The following is a 17,212-nucleotide window of genomic DNA, read 5'->3' as shown; positions in this document are numbered from 1 at the left end:
GGCTTGGTTGAATTTTCACTCCTCATTGCGGAATTGAGATCAAAAATCACCTTCTGGTCCCTCGCACTGAAGCGCAAGGCAGTCGCCACGGCCAAGTAGTCAGCAGGTGCTACTTGGATGGTGATTTCACCGAACTGGTTTTTGAGATGTTGAATTTTTTCGCCAAAGACGGACGCGAGCGCCGTCTGCAGGGTGTCAAGTTTGCTCATCTGTGCTTGATTCCACTCAGCGCGCGATGGTGTTTTCGCGGCGAATCTTGGCCTGCAACTGCAGGATGCCGTAGAGCAGCGCCTCGGCCGTCGGCGGGCAGCCGGGCACATAGACGTCCACCGGAACAATGCGGTCGCAGCCGCGTACAACCGAATAGCTGTAGTGGTAGTAACCACCCCCATTGGCGCAGGACCCCATCGACAGCACCCAGCGTGGCTCGGCCATCTGGTCATAAACCTTACGCAAGGCGGGCGCCATCTTGTTGCACAGCGTGCCAGCGACGATCATCAGATCGGACTGCCGCGGGCTGGGCCGGAACAACATGCCGAAGCGGTCGATGTCATAGCGGGCCGCGCCCGCGTGCATCATCTCCACGGCACAGCAGGCCAGACCGAAGGTCATCGGCCATAAAGATCCAGTCTTGGACCAGTTGATCAGCTTATCCACCGAGGTGGTGACAAAGCCTTCTTTCAAAACGCCTTCGATACCCATTGCAAGCCTTCAAACGTCATAGCCATAGGGGTTCACCGCAAATCCGCGACAAAACCAACACCCACCCCTTCAGGACTGAACCAAGTTATACCTTGAGCGCGTGGCTTTATATCACTCCCAGTCCAAAGCCCCTTTGATCCATTCGTAGGCAAAACCCACAACCAGAATGCTCAGGAAACTAATCATGGCCCAGAAACCCGTCGGCCCAATCTCCCGCAGCGCTACCGCCCAAGGGAATAGGAAGGCAATTTCCAGGTCAAACAAAATGAACAAAATCGCCACGAGGTAATACCGCACATCGAATTTCATGCGCGCATCTTCAAAGGCCTCGAAGCCGCATTCATAGGGGGAGTTTTTGGCCGCGTCGGGCCGATTCGGACCCAGCAGAAAGCCGAGCACTTGGGGCGCCACGCCGACGCCGGCGCCGACCAGGATGAAGAGGATGACGGGTAAGTACTGATCCAAGTTCATGGGTGACGCTCTTTAAAAACCGCCGTCCGCCTCCAGGCCCCGGCCATGTTTCAGAAGTGATTCGAAAGAAAAAACAACGGGCGCTGCGTTGGCGATTCCTCACCCACGAATACGCCCGCTTTGCATTGTCAACTCCCACCGTTCGCCAACTTTAAACGGTGCTTGCGATGATGCTCAAGGGCAAATACCTCACAGGCTCTAGCCCCAAGATACTAACCGCTGATTTGGTGCCGTCGGCGAGACTCGAACTCGCACAGCTTTCGCCACTACCCCCTCAAGATAGCGTGTCTACCAATTTCACCACGACGGCATTTTCCTATCTTTGACTTGCTTTTCCGGCAGCGAGAGGGATTGCCATCAAGTCAGCCTCGAATTCTATACTGAAAATTTACCGCTCTATCTAAGCTTGCGACAAATTATCCATCTTTAGTCGAGGGCCAAGCTATTGCTTCGGCGCGACTTCCGACGCAGCAATAGCCGCTGGTGCAAGCGCAGCCCCAGGGATGGCGGCAGCGCCCGATGCCGCAATTGCCACCGGCGTTGGCTTGTCAAGAATGGTGTCCTTGCTGCCAGCACCCGAACGATGGTTGGCCAAATAGGCCATCGCCAAGGTGGAGACAAAAAACACCGTCGCACACACCGCCGTGCTGCGTGACAGGAAGTTCGAGCTGCCGGTCGCACCAAACAAGCTGCCCGATGCACCGCTGCCAAAGGACGCCCCCATATCGGCACCCTTGCCATGCTGAACCAAAACCAAACCAATCATTACCAAGGCGCTCAACAACTGCAACACCAAGACCAAATTCATCCAAAATTGCATTTCAAACACTCCAAAGGTTTTTCAACACGCTCGACAAAAGCCGAACTTGTGGGGGAAAAGTTACATCGCAGCGCGACAAATCGAAGCAAAGTCCCCTGCTTTCAAGGCCGCACCACCGATCAAGCCGCCGTCGATATCCGCCTGGGCGAACAGTTGCGCGGCATTTTCTGGCTTGACGCTGCCACCATAGAGAATTCGCATGCTGGCGGCCTTTTGCGTTGCTGCATGCAACTGCATGCGAAGCACGGCATGCACTGCCTGCGCCTGCTCAGGGCTGGCCGTCAAACCTGTGCCAATCGCCCAGACGGGCTCGTATGCCAAGACAATCTCACCGATGCAATGCGTCAAGGTGTGAGTGACGGCAGCCAACTGACGCTTGACGACCAACTCGGTCTGCCCTGCCTCACGCTCGGCCAAGGTTTCGCCGACGCAAACAATCGGCGTCACGCCGTGCGCCAACGCTGCCTTGGCTTTATCCGCCACCAATTGATCGCTCTCCTGGTGAAAAGCACGGCGTTCTGAATGGCCGACGATCACATAACGGCAACCCAGATCAGCCAGCATCAAGGAGGACACTTCGCCGGTATAGGCACCCTGCTCATGGGCCGAGCAATCTTGGGCACCCAAGAGCAGCGCTTGGCCAGTCAAGGCCAAAGCAGTCTCAGCCAAATAGGGGAAAGGCACGCAGACCGCCACCTCAGCACTCCAAGGCCCAGCCTCTTTGAGCGCACTCAGCAAGGCCGCATTGGCGGCGCGGCTACCATGCATTTTCCAATTTCCAACGACCAGTTTCTTACGCATTGCCAACTCCAATCTCACCAGCTCATCATGATTTTGCCGACATGCTCGCCGGACTCCATCAAGGCATGGGCCTGGGCTGCCTGATCGGCCGCGAAACTGCGGTAGATCACCGGTGCGATCACGCTGCGCGATGCCAGTAAAGGCCAAACGCGTTCACGCAAAGCAGCCGCAATACTCGCCTTGAAGGCCAGTGATCGAGGCCGCAAGGTTGAACCACTGATCGTCAAACGCCGCCGCAGCACCGCCCCAGCGTCAATTTTCGAAGCCATGCCGCCCTGCACCGCAATGATGACCAAGCGTCCGTCGTCGGCCAAGCATTGAATGCCGCGCTCAATGTAGTCGCCCGCCACCATATCCAAGATCACATTGACCCCAACGCCCTCGGTCGCCGCTTTGACTTCAGCGACGAAGTCTTGGGTCTTGTAATTGATGGCCAGATCGGCCCCCAAACCAAGACAAGCATCCGCCTTGACGTCATTGCCGACGGTCACGAAGACGCGCGATCCCATCGCCTTGGCCAATTGAATCGCGGCCACGCCGATACCGCTGCTACCGCCGTGCACCAACAGGCTTTCGCCGGGCTGCAGCGCGGCACGCTTGAAAACGTTCGACCAGACCGTGAAGTAAGTCTCGGGCAAACTTGCCGCCTCGAGCATGCTCCAGCCGGTAGGCACCGGCAAGCAATGCCCGACAGGTGCCACGCATTGCTGCGCGTAGCCTCCGCCCGGTGTCAACGCACAAACAGCATCACCCAACTTGAAACCGGCCGCAGCCAATTCCAGCGCATCGCCGCCAATGATTCGCCCGGCCACTTCCAGCCCGGGCAAATCACTCGCACCCGGCGGTGGCGGGTATGCCCCTTTGCGCTGCAACACGTCGGGGCGATTGACACCAAAGGCTTCAACCGCGATCAAGAGCTCCCCTGCCCCCGCAAGGGGACTGGGGCGCTCGACCATTTGCAGGACGTCAGGACCACCCGGCTGGGCGATGGCGATGGCTTTCATGGCAGCTGCGCGCTTCAACCGGCTCTTTACTCGGCGTCACCTGCGGCTTGCACAGGTGCGGCATCACGGTCGATCAAGACCTTCATCGACAGCTTGATACGGCCCTTCTCGTCGGTTTCCATGACCTTGACCTTGACGATCTGACCTTCCTTGAGGAAGTCGGTCACTTTCTCGACGCGCTGGTGAGCGATTTGGCTGATGTGCAGCAGACCGTCCTTGCCAGGCAGCAGATTGACGAGCGCGCCGAAGTCCAGGATCTTGGTGACTGCGCCTTCGTAGATCTTGCCGATTTCGACTTCGGCGGTGATCTCTTGAATGCGCTTCTTGGCGTACTCGGCCTTCTCGGCATCGGTGGACGCGATCGTGATGGTGCCGTCTTCGTTGATGTCGATGGTGGTGCCGGTCTCTTCGGTCAGCGCACGGATGGTGGCGCCGCCCTTGCCGATCACGTCACGGATTTTTTCCGGATTGATCTTCATCGTGTACAGGCGCGGCGCGAACTGCGACACCTCGGTGTTAGCCACACCCATTGCCTCGACCATCTTGCCCAGGATGTGCAGACGCGCTTCCTTGGCTTGTGCCAAAGCGACCTGCATGATCTCCTTGGTGATGCCCTGGATCTTGATGTCCATCTGCAGCGCGGTGATGCCGCCTGTCGTGCCGGCCACCTTGAAGTCCATATCGCCCAGATGTTCTTCATCACCCAGGATGTCGGTCAGCACGGCGAAGCGGTTGCCATCCTTGATCAAGCCCATGGCGATGCCGGCGACGTGGGCCTTCATCGGCACGCCGGCGTCCATCAAAGCCAGACAGCCGCCGCAGACCGAAGCCATCGACGAAGAGCCGTTCGACTCGGTGATCTCGGACACCACACGCATCGTGTACGGGAAGTCTTCTTTGCTCGGCAAGGCGGCGATCAAAGCCCGCTTGGCCAGACGGCCGTGGCCGATTTCGCGGCGCTTTGGGCTACCCACGCGACCGGTTTCGCCGGTGGCGAACGGAGGCATGTTGTAGTGCATCATGAAGCTGTCTTCGAACTCACCGGCCAGCGCGTCGATGCGCTGCGCATCACGGTCGGTGCCCAGGGTCGCGATGACCAGGGCCTGCGTTTCACCACGGGTGAACAGGGCCGAGCCGTGGGTTCGCGGCAGGATCGAATTGCGGATCTCGATCGGGCGCACGGTGCGGGTGTCGCGGCCGTCAATGCGGGGCTCTCCGGCCAGGATCTGGCCGCGCACGATGCGGGCTTCGATCTCGAACAGCAGGCTTTCCACTTCGACCTTGTCGAACTCGACGCCGTCGGCCTTCAGGCCGGCCATCACATTGGCGGTGACGGTGCGGCAAGCTTGCGTACGCGCTTGCTTGTTGCGAATCTGGTAAGCGGCAGCCAGGCCTTCATCGGCCAGCGCGCCGACCTTGGCGATCAACGGCTCGTTCTTCGCCGGGGCAACCCAGTTCCAGCTCGGCTTGCCGGCGCCGCGTACCAACTCGTCAATGGCGGCGATGGCGATATTGCCTTGCTCATGGCCGAACACCACGGCGCCCAGCATGATTTCTTCACTCAGGCCATCGGCCTCGGATTCCACCATCAAGACGGCCGCTTGCGTACCGGCAACCACCAGGTCCATCTTGCTGTTAGCCAAGACGGACTTGCCGGGGTTCAGCACGTACTCGCCATTGACATAGCCGACGCGCGCTGCGCCGATCGGGCCATTGAACGGGATGCCGGAGATGGCCAGGGCCGCGCTCGACGCGATCAGGGCGGCAATATCGGCCTGAACTTCGGGGTTCAAGGACAGCACGTGGATGACCACCTGCACTTCGTTGTAGAAGCCTTCGGGGAACAGTGGGCGGATCGGGCGATCGATCAGGCGGCTGGTCAGCGTTTCCAGCTCGCTCGGGCGGCCCTCGCGCTTGAAGAAGCTGCCGGGGATCTTGCCGGCGGCATAGGTCTTTTCCAGATAGTCCACGGTCAGCGGGAAGAAATCCTGGCCGGCCTTGGCGTCAGTCTTAGCGACGACAGTGGCCAAGACCACGGTGTCATCGATGTTGACGATCACGGCGCCGCTGGCCTGACGCGCTACTTCACCGGTCTCCATGACGACGGTGTGTTGACCCCATTGGAAGGTCTTAGTGACTTTGTTGAATAAACTCATTGCGTCTCTCCTCTAGACCGAAATTGCAGGCACTGCAGGCCCGCGATTTGGCTGTTTTGAAGCGGCTTACGGCGCCGCAACTGGACCGAGAGTGGATCTGGGTTTGGCGGGATGCCATTCCAAAACATCGCCCAAAGCGCTTCAGCGGAAGCACCCGGCAAGGTGTTGGAATGACACAGCGGCGCCACGTCAGCTCAACTCAAAACGAATTTCAAAAAGACAAAGAGCCTGTGCTGGACATAGACCCAGACAGGCTCCTTGACCTCACTCGCAAATTACTTGCGCAGACCCAGCTTCTGGATCAGTGCGACGTAACGCGAAGCGTCCTTGGTCTTCAGGTAAGACAGCAAGCTCTTACGCGAGTTGACCATCTTCAGCAGACCGCGACGACCGTGGTGGTCCTTCTTATTGGCCTTGAAGTGGGGGGTCAGCGCGTTGATGCGTGCCGTCAGCAGCGCGACTTGGACTTCAGGCGAACCTGTGTCATTGGCGCTGCGTGCGTTCGCTTGAACGACTTCTGCTTTGTTGAAACTTTCGACTGCCATGATGCGTTCCTAAATGCCGGAATCCGCCGGCAATTCAGGCAAGCCTGATGCTCAGACGGTTTCCATGGTTTCACTTGCGGTCACGGGTGAAACCGACCCGAGCCGTGCTATTGCTCATTGATCAAAGCCGAAACTTCTCCGGCCTTGTCCAACAAAACCCACTGATTATAGACCATGAATAGATGCCGAGCAGCGAGCCGACCCCACCCAACGCACCGGGGAGGCACGTAAATGGTGCCAAAAATGACTGTTCCAAGTGCCCGGCATCTGTATTTTCGCGCCCACTTGAATTGTTTGTTCAAGCGCCAAAGTTCCAAGCCATGGGGGCTGCGGCGCTTTGACTTCTCAAACACGCTTGAAACCAGCCTCCTCAGGAGCTAGCCATGTTTGTGATTCCCGTGAGCCGCCGTTCCGCTGAATTCACGCGTCATATCGAGCGTCTTTTGGCCAAACCCGAGCGCGACACCTTGGCGCTGCGCACGCCGCCGATGGATGTCAGCGAGACCGACCAAGCCTACAGCCTGCAGCTCGACATGCCCGGCATTGCCAAGGAAGCGGTCAAGATCAGCATCGAGGGCCGTCGCATCAATATTGACGCGGTCCAGGCCGGGCCTGCACCCGAAACCACAACCGAGCGCGTACTGCACCGCGAACGTGCCGTCACGCGCTTTTCGCGCAGCATCGTCCTGCCCACCGAGGTCAACCAGTCGGACTCCAAGGCCCAGCTGGAGGATGGTGTGTTGACGCTGACCTTGGTCAAGCGTCAGCCGGCCGGTGCGTCTCAACTGACGGTTAGTTGATGGGCGTCAGGCCGTGCCCAAGGTCCAGCGCGGCCTGACGGCAAAGCCGCCATCGTTTTGCAGCGTCGCCATGCCGCGCTGCAAGCGCATGGCGGCCGCCATCGCGATCATCGCGCCGTTGTCGGTGCACAAACTGAGCTCGGGGTAATGGACGCGCACGCCGCGTTTGCCGCAGGCGGCGTTCAGCTGCTCGCGCAAGCTGGTGTTGGCGCCCACGCCACCGGCGACGACCAGGCGCTTGAGCCCGGTCTCCTTCAGCGCCAGCAATGATTTGCGCACCAGCACCTCGACGATGGCCGCTTGCGTGGCTGCGGCCAGATCGGCACGCTGCTGCTCGGTCGGCGCTTCGCCCAGGCGTTTGACTTGCGTGAGCACCGCCGTCTTCAAACCCGCAAAGCTGAAGTCGGGCTTGCCGCTGCGCAGCATCGGGCGCGGCAGATCAAAGGCCTTGGCATCACCCCTGAGCGCCAGTTCCGCCAGATGGGGCCCGCCGGGATAGGGCAGGCCCAACAGCTTGGCGCTTTTGTCGAAGGCCTCGCCTGCCGCGTCGTCGATCGTCTCGCCCAGCATTGCGTAGCTGCCGACCTGATCGACCCGCATCAGCTGGGTGTGCCCGCCCGACACCAGCAGCGCCACAAAAGGGAACTCGGGCGCGTCCACCGACAAAAACGGCGACAGCAAATGCCCCTCCAGATGGTGGATGCCCAGTGTCGGCTTGCCCAAAGCCGCGGCCATCGCCACTGCCACCCCGGCGCCGACCAGCAAGGCGCCGGCAAGACCTGGCCCCTGGGTATAGGCGATCACATCGACCGCCGACAGCGGCACATTCGCTTCGGCCAGCACCGCGCGCGTCAGCGGCAGCACACGGCGGATATGGTCGCGTGAGGCCAACTCGGGCACCACACCGCCATAGGCCTGATGCATGCTGATCTGGCTGAACAAGGCTTGCGCCAGCAAACGCGGCGGCCCCTGCGACGCGTCGCCTGGCACATCAATCAAGGCCACGCCGGTTTCGTCGCACGACGATTCGAATCCCAACACCAACATGGCAAAGCTCAGTGGTTCTCTTTGGCGTGGTTGATCGAGTACTTGGGGATCTCGATCGTCACATCTTTTTGGCCCAGGATGGCCTGGCAACTCAGGCGCGAATCCGGCTCCAGGCCCCAGGCGCGGTCCAACATATCTTCCTCACCCTCCTCCATCTCGGACAAGGAGCGCATGCCCTCGCGCACGATCACATGGCAGGTGGTGCAGGCGCAGACCATATCGCAGGCATGTTCGATGGCGACGTTGTTGTCCAGCAAGGCCTCGCAAATCGAGGTGCCGGCCGGGGCGCTGAGCATCATGCCTTCGGGGCAATACTCGGCGTGAGGGAGAATTTTGATGACGGGCATGGCGGTCCTTGGGCTGTATGTTCAGAGCTGCTCGATATTGCGGCCGGTCAGGGCGCGTTGAATGCCCCGGTTCATGCGCGCGGCGGCAAAGGCCTCGGTGCCCTTGGCCAGCGCCTCGACAGCGGCGTCGATGGCGTTGCCGTCCTCTGCCGTGGCCGTCACAGCCAAGGCCTGCAGCAGGCCCGCGATCTCGTCTTGTGCGGCAGTGCTGAGCAGGTCGGCGTCGGCGGCCAGGGCCGAATGGGTGGCCAGCGTCATGCGCTCGGCTTCAACGCGGGCTTCGCGCAATTTGCGCGCGGCCATATCGGCCTCGGCGCTGGCGAAGCCGTCCTTCAGCATGCCGGCAATTTGGTCATCGCTCAGGCCATAACTCGGCTTGACGACGATGGCGGTCTCCACGCCCGAGATCAGCTCCTTGGCCGAGACGCTGAGCAGGCCATCGGCATCGACCTGGAAGGTAACGCGAATACGCGCTGCGCCGGCCACCATCGCCGGGATGCCGCGCAGCTCGAAGCGCGCCAGCGAACGGCATTCGCTGACCAGCTCGCGCTCGCCCTGCAGCACATGCAGGGCCAGCGCCGTTTGACCGTCCTTGAAGGTGGTGAAGTCCTGCGCCTGCGCGACCGGAATGGTCGCGTTGCGCTCGATGATGCGTTCGACCAGGCCGCCCATGGTCTCCAGCCCCAGCGACAAGGGGATCACATCGAGCAACAAGATATCGCCGTCGGCCGCATTGCCGGCCAGCTGATTGGCCTGGATGGCCGCACCAAGTGCCACCACTTCGTCGGGGTTCAAATTGGTCAAGACCTCGCGGCCGAACAAGCCGCCGACGGCCGCGCGCACGCAAGGCATGCGGGTCGAACCGCCGACCATCACCACGCCATTCACCTCATCCGCCTTGGTCTTGGCGTCGCGCAGCACGCGCCGCACCGAGGCCAGGGTGCGGTCCAGCAAGGGCTGGCTCAAGGCCTCGAACTGCGCCCGCGTGACCTGTAGCTGCAGATCGCCGCAATCCAGCTTGGCCTGAAACTGCACGCTGGCGGCGCCGGACAATGACTCCTTGGCCGCCCGCGCGGCCACCAGCACGGCGCGTTTGTCATGCGGCGTGATGACAGAAAATCCGACTTGAGCGAGCGCCCAATCGGCCAGCAGCCGATCAAAGTCATCGCCGCCCAAAGCGGCATCGCCGCCGGTCGCGACAACTTCGAACACGCCCCGACTGAGGCGCAGCAAGGAGATATCGAAGGTGCCACCGCCTAGGTCGTAGACCGCATAAAGGCCTTCGCTGCCATTGTCCAGGCCGTAGGCAATCGCGGCGGCGGTCGGCTCATTGATCAGGCGCAACACATTCAGGCCGGCCAGCTGGGCCGCGTCCTTGGTTGCTTGACGCTGAGCGTCATCGAAATAGGCTGGCACGGTGATGACGGCGCCGAAGACATCGTCGGCGAAGCTGTCTTCGGCCCTGAATCTGAGCGTCGCCAAAATCTCGGCCGACACCTCGACCGGCGATTTCGAGCCGTCGCGCGTGCGCAAGGACACCATGCCGGGCGTGTCATCAAACTGATAGGGGAGTTGCTCGCGATTGGCGATGTCGGCTAGTGCCCGGCCCATCAAGCGCTTGACGGAGACGATGGTGTTGAGCGGATCGTCGGCCTGGGCAGCCAGCGCGCTGGCACCAATCTGACGCCCGCCGTTCTCAAGGTAGCGCACGGCCGAAGGCAGGATGACCTGACCCGACGCATCGGGCAGGCACTCGGCCACGCCGCTGCGCACGGCCGCTACCAGCGAATGCGTGGTGCCCAGATCGATGCCCACCGCGATGCGGCGCTGATGCGGGTTGGGCGATTGCCCGGGTTCGGAGATTTGCAGCAATGCCATTTTTTTATTGTCCTAGGGCGTCCAGGCGCCGGTCGATATCGGAGCGGAACTTGGCGATGAACATCAGCGCCCTGACCTGCTCGGCGGCCGCCTCGGTGCGGCCTTGCTCATCCAACAACTGCTGCACATCGTCCAGCAGCTTGCCTTCGCGCTGGGCCAGCTGGGCATCCAGCGCCTGCACGGCCGCAGCACCAGCCGCTTCATCCAGGGCCTCGCGCCAAGCCATTTGCTCCATCAGGAACGCCGTCGGCATGCGAGTGTTTTCGTTCAGGCGCAGAGGCGCGCCGCGCAGCTCGCACAAATAAGCGGCGCGCTTGAGCGGATCGCGCAGACGCTGGTGCGCTTCGTTGACGCGCACGGCCCACTGCATCGCAATGCGTTGTGCGGCGCCGCCCTCGGTCGCAAACTTGTCCGGATGCACCTGCGCCTGCAGCTCCTTCCAACGGCGCTCGATGTCGGCGTGCGCCTGCGCCTGCCGCTGCGGCAAGCCAAACAGGTTGAAATCGTCGTCGTCAAGCTTCATCAAAAGTAGGTCTCAGCGCAAAGAAAAAAGGCGCGGCAAGCGGCCGCGCCCTCCACATTGGATGCGCACTTTACACGCGGAAGGACTCACCGCAACCGCAGCGGTCTTTCTCGCGCGGGTTGCGGAACTTGAAACCTTCGTTCAGGCCTTCACGCACAAAGTCCAGCTCGGTGCCTTCCAGATAGGGCAGGCTCTTGGGGTCAATCAAGATCTTGATGCCATGGCCTTCGAAGACGATATCCTCGGGCGCCACTTCGTCGGCATATTCCAGCTTGTAGGCCAGGCCGGAGCAGCCGGTCGTCTTGACGCCCAAGCGCACGCCCACGCCGCGGCCACGCTTGGTGATGTAGCGCGTCACATGGCGCGCAGCGGCTTCGGTCATCGTCACGGACATGCGCTGAGCTCCTCTTAATGTGCCGCTTGTGCGGTGCTGGCGTGCTTGGCGCGATAGTCATCCACCGCAGCCTTGATTGCATCTTCGGCCAAGATCGAGCAGTGGATCTTCACCGGCGGCAACGCCAGCTCTTCGGCGATATGGGTGTTCTTGATGTCCAGCGCCTGGTCCAAGGACTTGCCCTTGACCCACTCGGTCACCAGCGAGCTCGACGCAATCGCCGAGCCGCAGCCATAGGTCTTGAACTTGGCATCCTCGATCAAACCAGTGATCGGGTTGACCTTGATCTGCAACTTCATCACGTCGCCGCAAGCCGGCGCGCCGACCATGCCGGTGCCGATCGTATCGTCGCCCTTTTCAAAGGCACCGACATTGCGGGGGTTTTCGTAGTGATCAACTACCTTGTCGCTGTAAGCCATGATGTGCTCCTTTTGTTGTCACTTGAACGCTTGCAAGCGTTCAATCCTGCCCACCGCAGACAACAGTCCGCAGTGGACTGTCGTCTATCAGTGGGCAGCCCACTGAATCGTTGAGATATCGATGCCGTCTTTGTACATGTCCCACAGCGGCGACAACTCGCGCAACTTGGCGACCCGGAACTTCAGGGTCGTGATCGCGTAATCGATTTCTTCCACGGTGGTGAAGCGACCGATCGTCATGCGCAGCGAGGAATGCGCCAGCTCATCGCTGCGGCCCAGGGCGCGCAGCACATAGCTGGGCTCCAAGCTGGCCGAGGTACAGGCCGAACCGGACGACACCGCCAGGCCCTTGACGCCCATGATCAGCGACTCGCCTTCCACATAGTTGAAGGAGATGTTCAGGTTGTGCGGCACGCGGCGCTCTAAATCGCCGTTAACAAAGACTTGCTCGATGCCACTCAGGCCATCCAACAAACGCTTGTGCAGCATGCGGATGCGTTCGCCCTCGACCGCCATTTCTTCACCTGCCAAGCGAAACGCCGTGCCCATCCCGACGATTTGGTGCGTGGCCAGGGTGCCGGAGCGCATGCCGCGCTCCTGCCCGCCGCCGTGCATCTGCGCTTCCAGCCGGATACGCGGCTTGCGCCGCACGTAAAGCGCACCGATGCCCTTGGGGCCATAGGTCTTGTGCGAGGCCAGGCTCATCAGATCAACCGGCAGCTCGGCCAAGTTGATGGCGATCTTGCCGGTTGCTTGCGCCGCGTCAACGTGGAAGATGATGCCGTGCTCGCGGCACAGCGCGCCAATCGCCGTGATGTCTTGAATCACACCGATCTCGTTGCTGACAAACAGCACCGAGGCCAGGATGGTGTCGGGGCGAATCGCCGCCTTGAAGCGCTCCAAGTCGAGCAGGCCGTTGGCCTCGACCTCCAGATAAGTCACCTCAAAGCCTTGGCGCTCCAGCTCGCGGCAGGTATCGAGCACCGCCTTGTGCTCGGTCCTCAGCGTGATGATGTGCTTGCCGCGGGTCTTGTAGAACTGCGCCGCACCCTTGATCGCCAAATTGATCGACTCGGTGGCGCCGGAGGTCCAGACGATTTCGCGCGGGTCGGCACCAATCAGGGCGGCGACTTCTTCACGTGACTTCTCGACGATGGCTTCGGCTTCCCAGCCCCAGGCGTGGCTGCGCGACGCGGGGTTGCCGAAATGCTCGCTCAGCCACGGCACCATCGCCGCCACAACGCGGGGGTCCACCGGAGTGGTGGAGCCGTAATCCATATAGATCGGGAAATGCGGAGTCATGTCCATGTTCTAGTTGCTTGTTCAGTGGGGCTTATTTAGTGAAACTATTGCCGAGGGCAAAGACCGAATTGGGCGCGGTGATGCGGATGGGCTTGAGCACCGGTTGCGAAGAAATTGCCCGCTTCAGCGGCGACTCTTCTATCGTCACGCCCTTGACCAATTGATCTTCAACCAGCTTGCGCAGTGACACGGAGCTGAGATATTCGATCATCTTGGCGTTCAAGCTGGTCCACAACTCGTGCGTGCTGCAGCGCCCGGTATTCTCGCCCATGCAGTTCTCATGCCCGCCGCAGCCGGTTGCGTCGAGTGGCTCATCCACTGCCACGATGATGTCCGCCACGGTGATGTCACTGGCCTTGCGGCCGAGGGAATATCCGCCGCCGGGCCCGCGCGTGCTTTCGACCAACTCATGCCGACGCAGCTTGCCGAACAGTTGTTCCAAATAGGACAACGAAATCTGCTGGCGTTGGCTGATGGCTGCCAGCGCCACTGGCCCACCGTTCTCGCGCAGCGCTAGGTCAATCATCGCGGTAACAGCAAAACGACCTTTGGTGGTGAGACGCATAAAACCTCCTTTGGGTCCAAGTGAGCACAAGTCGGCAGCGCTTGAACGCCGCCTCGTCCGAAGGCGAGCCCGTAAACGGGTTTACCCTTGATCAATTCCGACTATTTTACTCAATTATTACCAAGCCTGCAGGCGCGGGCTAAAGCCCGGCGTCCGAAAGGCTATAGATGGTCGTGCACGACGGCCCCAAAGGCCTGCTCGCGAAGTTGCGCCAACTGATCTCGCACCCGCGCAGCCTTCTCGAACTCGAGGTTGCGCGCGTGCTCCAACATCTGCTTCTCCAGCAGCGACATCCGTTTGCTCAGGTCCTTCTCGCTCATTTGCTCGACAGCCGCTACCTGCAGCAGCTTCTGATCGTCGCGCCCGCTCTTTTCCGAATAGACACCGTCAATCATGTCCTAGATGCGCTTGTTGATGCTGCGCGGCGTGATGCCGTTGGCCTCATTGAAGGCCAACTGCTTGGTGCGCCGGCGTTCGGTTTCGCCGATTGCCTTCTTCATCGACTCGGTGATGCGGTCGGCGTACAAAATCGCCTTGCCGCGAATATTGCGCGCCGCCCGGCCTATGGTCTGGATGAGGCTGCGCTCGGAGCGCAAAAAGCCCTCTTTGTCGGCGTCGAGGATCGCCACCAAGGACACCTCGGGAATATCCAGTCCCTCGCGCAGCAAATTGATGCCGACCAGCACATCAAACACACCCAGGCGCAGATCACGCAAAATCTCGACCCGCTCGACCGTGTCCACGTCCGAGTGCAAGTAGCGCACCTTGCAGCCGTTGTCGCTCAAGTAATCGGTCAGCTGCTCGGCCATACGTTTGGTCAAGGTGGTGATCAAGACCCTCTCATTGAGCTCGACCCGTTCGCGAATCTCCTGCAGCACATCATCGACCTGATGGGTAGCGGGGCGCACCTCGACCAAGGGGTCGACCAGGCCGGTGGGGCGTACCACCTGCTCGACCACCTGGCCGGAATTTTCCTGCTCATAGGCAGCCGGCGTGGCCGACACAAACACCGCTTGGCGCATCTTGCGCTCGAACTCGGCGAACTTCAGTGGCCGGTTGTCCAGCGCCGAGGGCAGGCGAAAGCCGTACTCGACCAGGGTTGATTTGCGCGCCCGGTCGCCGTTGTACATGCCGCCGAACTGGCCGATCAGCACATGGCTTTCGTCCAGGAACATCAAGGCGTCCTTGGCCAGATAGTCGACCAGGGTCGGCGGCGCCTCGCCCGGCTGGGCGCCGGAAATATGGCGGGTGTAGTTCTCGATGCCCTTGCAATGGCCGACCTCGTTGAGCATTTCCAAATCAAAGCGGGTGCGCTGCTCCAGGCGCTGCGCCTCGACCAGTTTGCCGTCTTGGATGAACTGGCCCAGGCGCTCGCGCAGCTCCTCCTTGATGCCGTCCATCGCGGCCAGCACGCGCTCGCGTGGGGTCACGTAATGGCTGCTCGGGTAGACGGTGAAGCGCGGAATTTTCTGGCGAATCTTGCCGGTCAGCGGGTCGAACAGCTGCAGCGTCTCAACCTCGTCATCGAACAACTCGATGCGCAAGGCCAGCTCCGAATGCTCGGCCGGGAAGACGTCGATGGTGTCGCCGCGCACGCGGAAGGCGCCGCGGCTGAACTCGACCTCGTTGCGGGTGTACTGCATACGGATCAGCTGCGCGATCACGTCGCGCTGGCCCATCTTGTCGCCGCCTCTCAACGTCATCACCATCTGGTGATAGTCGACCGGGTTGCCGATGCCGTAAATCGCCGACACCGAGGCGACGATCACCACGTCGCGGCGCTCCATCAAGCTCTTGGTCGCCGAAAGCCGCAGCTGCTCGATATGTTCGTTGATCGCACTGTCCTTTTCGATGAACAGATCGCGCTGCGGCACATAGGCTTCGGGTTGGTAGTAGTCGTAATAACTGACGAAATACTCAACCGCGTTGTTCGGAAAGAAGTCGCGAAACTCACCGTACAGCTGAGCGGCCAGCGTCTTGTTGGGGGCAAAGATGATGGCCGGGCGACCCAGCTGAGCGATCACATTGGCCATGGTGAAGGTCTTGCCCGAGCCGGTCACGCCCAACAGGGTCTGAAAGCTCAGGCCGTCATTGATGCCCTCGACCAACTTGGCGATCGCCGCGGGCTGGTCGCCGGCGGGCGGAAAAGGCTGAAAGAGCTGGAACGGCGAGCCTTCAAACGAAACAAACTCGCCTTGAAGTGCCTCTGTATTCGCATCCGCCGGAGCGTCGGTTTTCTGTATCAGGCGATCGGAATCTTGCATAGCGTGTACTCTGAAATTTGGCGGCAAGCTACTGCTCAACAGCGGCCTGCCTAACCCGACAGGGTAGCCTAGACGCAGGCAAAGCGTTGAGCACAGTGGCCCTTCTTGCTGCCACCGTGCTGTCAGCAGCCGAGTCTTTACAGGGTTGTTCGAGCGAAAGCGCAGGCGGCACGCCGCCATAATTCGCCAATTGTTTGCGTTGACTTTGTTAACTCGCTCGTTCGAAATCTTGGGCCATTGCAAGCCTAGCGCAAGCGAATTGATCATAAAATGCTGCAGCGCACAAAATATTACGGTATTGAGACCGCGCCGCTTGCGTCGACGATCTGTCGATGTCTCACCTGAACCCAAAGGCAAACCATGCTCTATCAGCTTTTTGAAACCCAACGCGCTTTGATGAGTCCGTTCGCCGAGTTCTCCAGCGCCTCAGCCAAGCTGTATACCCATCCGCTGTCACCGTTCTCGCATTCGCCGATGTCGCAGCGTATGTCGGCCGGTTTGGACTTGATGCACCGCTTGGCCAAGGACTACGAAAAGCCAGAGTTTGATATTCGGGGCGTCATTGTGGACGGCGTGGAAGTGGCCGTGCAGGAGCTGGTGCCGCTGATCAAGCCTTTTTGCCGCCTCTTGCGTTTCAAACGCTATACCGACGATTTGGCCGTTCTGTCCAAGATGAAAGACCAGCCGACTGTATTGGTCGTGGCACCACTTTCCGGCCATCACAGCACGCTGCTGCGCGACACCGTGCGCACCCTGCTGCGTGACCACAAGGTGCTGGTCACTGACTGGACCGACGCCCGCACCGTGCCGCTGAGCGCCGGCCCGTTCCACTTGAACGACTACGTGGCCTATGTGCAGGAGTTCATCCGCCATGTCGGCCCCGAGGTCAACGTGATCTCGGTTTGCCAGCCCACGGTGCCGGTGCTGGCTGCGGTGTCGCTGCTGGCCACGCAGGGTGAGTTCACGCCACGCACGCTGACGATGATGGGCGGGCCGATCGACGCCCGCAAATCGCCCACGGCAGTGAACAACCTGGCGATGAACAAGAGCTACGAGTGGTTCGAGAACAACGTGATCTACCGCGTGCCGAACAATTTTGCCGGTGCCGGCCGCCGGGTGTACCCGGGCTTCCTGCAGCACACCGGCTTCGTGGCGATGAACCCTGACCGCCACA

General features: G+C 60.7%; 17 protein-coding genes, 1 tRNA gene and 2 pseudogenes. 2 read left to right on the top strand and 18 right to left on the bottom strand.

Features of this window, described 5'->3' with window-relative positions:
* From RMO57_RS18195 to rpsO, 9 genes and pseudogenes are all read right to left on the bottom strand, one after another.
* Nucleotides 1-209, bottom strand: a pseudogene (locus RMO57_RS18195) (hypothetical protein); the annotation flags it as partial.
* 16 nt (nt 210-225) lie between these two features.
* A complete protein-coding gene (locus RMO57_RS18190) occupies nt 226-702 on the bottom strand; it encodes a NuoB/complex I 20 kDa subunit family protein (RefSeq protein ID WP_046113908.1) in 477 nt (158 codons plus the stop codon).
* Between the two features lie 111 nt (nt 703-813).
* Nucleotides 814-1,173, bottom strand: coding sequence for an NADH-quinone oxidoreductase subunit A (locus RMO57_RS18185; RefSeq protein WP_263535151.1), 360 nt, complete (start codon nt 1,171-1,173; stop codon nt 814-816).
* 225 nt (nt 1,174-1,398) lie between these two features.
* A tRNA-Leu gene (locus RMO57_RS18180) sits at nt 1,399-1,483 on the bottom strand.
* Between the two features lie 132 nt (nt 1,484-1,615).
* Complete coding sequence (gene secG / locus RMO57_RS18175; protein WP_310389045.1) at nt 1,616-1,993, bottom strand: preprotein translocase subunit SecG; 378 nt, start codon at nt 1,991-1,993, stop codon at nt 1,616-1,618.
* A gap of 60 nt (nt 1,994-2,053) precedes the next feature.
* The gene (tpiA, locus tag RMO57_RS18170) at nt 2,054-2,794 is read right to left on the bottom strand and encodes a triose-phosphate isomerase (RefSeq protein ID WP_310389044.1); all 741 of its coding nucleotides are present in this window, start codon (nt 2,792-2,794) and stop codon (nt 2,054-2,056) included.
* 14 nt (nt 2,795-2,808) lie between these two features.
* Complete coding sequence (locus tag RMO57_RS18165; RefSeq protein WP_310389043.1) at nt 2,809-3,798, bottom strand: NAD(P)H-quinone oxidoreductase; 990 nt, start codon at nt 3,796-3,798, stop codon at nt 2,809-2,811.
* 26 nt (nt 3,799-3,824) lie between these two features.
* Nucleotides 3,825-5,954, bottom strand: a complete 2,130-nt coding sequence (gene pnp / locus RMO57_RS18160; protein ID WP_310389041.1) for a polyribonucleotide nucleotidyltransferase — start codon at nt 5,952-5,954, stop codon at nt 3,825-3,827.
* A 275-nt stretch (nt 5,955-6,229) separates the two neighbouring features.
* On the bottom strand, nt 6,230-6,499 hold the full coding sequence (gene rpsO / locus RMO57_RS18155; RefSeq protein WP_310389040.1) for a 30S ribosomal protein S15: 270 nt from the start codon (nt 6,497-6,499) through the stop codon (nt 6,230-6,232).
* A gap of 383 nt (nt 6,500-6,882) precedes the next feature.
* On the opposite strand from rpsO, the gene RMO57_RS18150 reads away from it, so the two are divergent.
* Entirely contained in the window at nt 6,883-7,299 is a 417-nt protein-coding gene (locus RMO57_RS18150; protein ID WP_310389038.1) for an Hsp20/alpha crystallin family protein, read from the top strand.
* A gap of 6 nt (nt 7,300-7,305) precedes the next feature.
* Here RMO57_RS18150 and tsaD read toward each other — a convergent pair whose 3' ends face one another.
* From tsaD to uvrB, 9 genes and pseudogenes are all read right to left on the bottom strand, one after another.
* Nucleotides 7,306-8,346, bottom strand: a complete 1,041-nt coding sequence (gene tsaD, locus RMO57_RS18145) for a tRNA (adenosine(37)-N6)-threonylcarbamoyltransferase complex transferase subunit TsaD (RefSeq protein ID WP_310389036.1) — start codon at nt 8,344-8,346, stop codon at nt 7,306-7,308.
* Between the two features lie 8 nt (nt 8,347-8,354).
* A complete protein-coding gene (gene fdx / locus RMO57_RS18140) occupies nt 8,355-8,693 on the bottom strand; it encodes an ISC system 2Fe-2S type ferredoxin (RefSeq protein ID WP_310389034.1) in 339 nt (112 codons plus the stop codon).
* 21 nt (nt 8,694-8,714) lie between these two features.
* A complete protein-coding gene (gene hscA / locus RMO57_RS18135; RefSeq protein ID WP_310389031.1) occupies nt 8,715-10,571 on the bottom strand; it encodes a Fe-S protein assembly chaperone HscA in 1,857 nt (618 codons plus the stop codon).
* Nucleotides 10,572-10,575: 4 nt separating this feature from the next.
* On the bottom strand, nt 10,576-11,094 hold the full coding sequence (gene hscB, locus RMO57_RS18130; RefSeq protein ID WP_310389030.1) for a Fe-S protein assembly co-chaperone HscB: 519 nt from the start codon (nt 11,092-11,094) through the stop codon (nt 10,576-10,578).
* 70 nt (nt 11,095-11,164) lie between these two features.
* Entirely contained in the window at nt 11,165-11,488 is a 324-nt protein-coding gene (gene iscA / locus RMO57_RS18125) for an iron-sulfur cluster assembly protein IscA (protein WP_263535162.1), read from the bottom strand.
* A 14-nt stretch (nt 11,489-11,502) separates the two neighbouring features.
* Nucleotides 11,503-11,907: a Fe-S cluster assembly scaffold IscU gene (gene iscU, locus RMO57_RS18120; RefSeq protein ID WP_310389028.1), complete on the bottom strand. Its 405-nt coding sequence runs from the start codon at nt 11,905-11,907 to the stop codon at nt 11,503-11,505.
* 87 nt (nt 11,908-11,994) lie between these two features.
* Nucleotides 11,995-13,215, bottom strand: coding sequence for an IscS subfamily cysteine desulfurase (locus RMO57_RS18115; protein ID WP_310389026.1), 1,221 nt, complete (start codon nt 13,213-13,215; stop codon nt 11,995-11,997).
* A 25-nt stretch (nt 13,216-13,240) separates the two neighbouring features.
* Nucleotides 13,241-13,774, bottom strand: coding sequence for a Fe-S cluster assembly transcription factor (locus RMO57_RS18110; protein ID WP_310389024.1), 534 nt, complete (start codon nt 13,772-13,774; stop codon nt 13,241-13,243).
* Nucleotides 13,775-13,935: 161 nt separating this feature from the next.
* Nucleotides 13,936-16,038: pseudogene (gene uvrB / locus RMO57_RS18105) on the bottom strand (excinuclease ABC subunit UvrB).
* 360 nt (nt 16,039-16,398) lie between these two features.
* Here uvrB and phaZ point away from each other — a divergent pair.
* Nucleotides 16,399-17,212, top strand: an 814-nt coding sequence (gene phaZ, locus RMO57_RS18100) for a polyhydroxyalkanoate depolymerase (RefSeq protein ID WP_310389022.1), incomplete at its 3' end; no start/stop codon positions are given.

Origin of the sequence: Roseateles sp. (assembly GCF_031397715.1) — a bacterium.
Taxonomy (GTDB): domain Bacteria; phylum Pseudomonadota; class Gammaproteobacteria; order Burkholderiales; family Burkholderiaceae_C; genus Paucibacter_A.
The sequence above is the reverse complement of the archived record's forward strand: the minus strand, read 5'-3'. Positions and strand labels throughout refer to the sequence as shown.

Coding starts and splice junctions, on each gene's coding strand:
- RMO57_RS18190 (WP_046113908.1), bottom strand. CDS start 702: ATGGGTATCGAAGGCGTTTTGAAAGAAGGCTTTGTCACCACCTCGGTG.
- RMO57_RS18185 (WP_263535151.1), bottom strand. CDS start 1,173: ATGAACTTGGATCAGTACTTACCCGTCATCCTCTTCATCCTGGTCGGC.
- secG (WP_310389045.1), bottom strand. CDS start 1,993: ATGCAATTTTGGATGAATTTGGTCTTGGTGTTGCAGTTGTTGAGCGCC.
- tpiA (WP_310389044.1), bottom strand. CDS start 2,794: ATGCGTAAGAAACTGGTCGTTGGAAATTGGAAAATGCATGGTAGCCGC.
- RMO57_RS18165 (WP_310389043.1), bottom strand. CDS start 3,798: ATGAAAGCCATCGCCATCGCCCAGCCGGGTGGTCCTGACGTCCTGCAA.
- pnp (WP_310389041.1), bottom strand. CDS start 5,954: ATGAGTTTATTCAACAAAGTCACTAAGACCTTCCAATGGGGTCAACAC.
- rpsO (WP_310389040.1), bottom strand. CDS start 6,499: ATGGCAGTCGAAAGTTTCAACAAAGCAGAAGTCGTTCAAGCGAACGCA.
- RMO57_RS18150 (WP_310389038.1), top strand. CDS start 6,883: ATGTTTGTGATTCCCGTGAGCCGCCGTTCCGCTGAATTCACGCGTCAT.
- tsaD (WP_310389036.1), bottom strand. CDS start 8,346: ATGTTGGTGTTGGGATTCGAATCGTCGTGCGACGAAACCGGCGTGGCC.
- fdx (WP_310389034.1), bottom strand. CDS start 8,693: ATGCCCGTCATCAAAATTCTCCCTCACGCCGAGTATTGCCCCGAAGGC.
- hscA (WP_310389031.1), bottom strand. CDS start 10,571: ATGGCATTGCTGCAAATCTCCGAACCCGGGCAATCGCCCAACCCGCAT.
- hscB (WP_310389030.1), bottom strand. CDS start 11,094: ATGAAGCTTGACGACGACGATTTCAACCTGTTTGGCTTGCCGCAGCGG.
- iscA (WP_263535162.1), bottom strand. CDS start 11,488: ATGTCCGTGACGATGACCGAAGCCGCTGCGCGCCATGTGACGCGCTAC.
- iscU (WP_310389028.1), bottom strand. CDS start 11,907: ATGGCTTACAGCGACAAGGTAGTTGATCACTACGAAAACCCCCGCAAT.
- RMO57_RS18115 (WP_310389026.1), bottom strand. CDS start 13,215: ATGGACATGACTCCGCATTTCCCGATCTATATGGATTACGGCTCCACC.
- RMO57_RS18110 (WP_310389024.1), bottom strand. CDS start 13,774: ATGCGTCTCACCACCAAAGGTCGTTTTGCTGTTACCGCGATGATTGAC.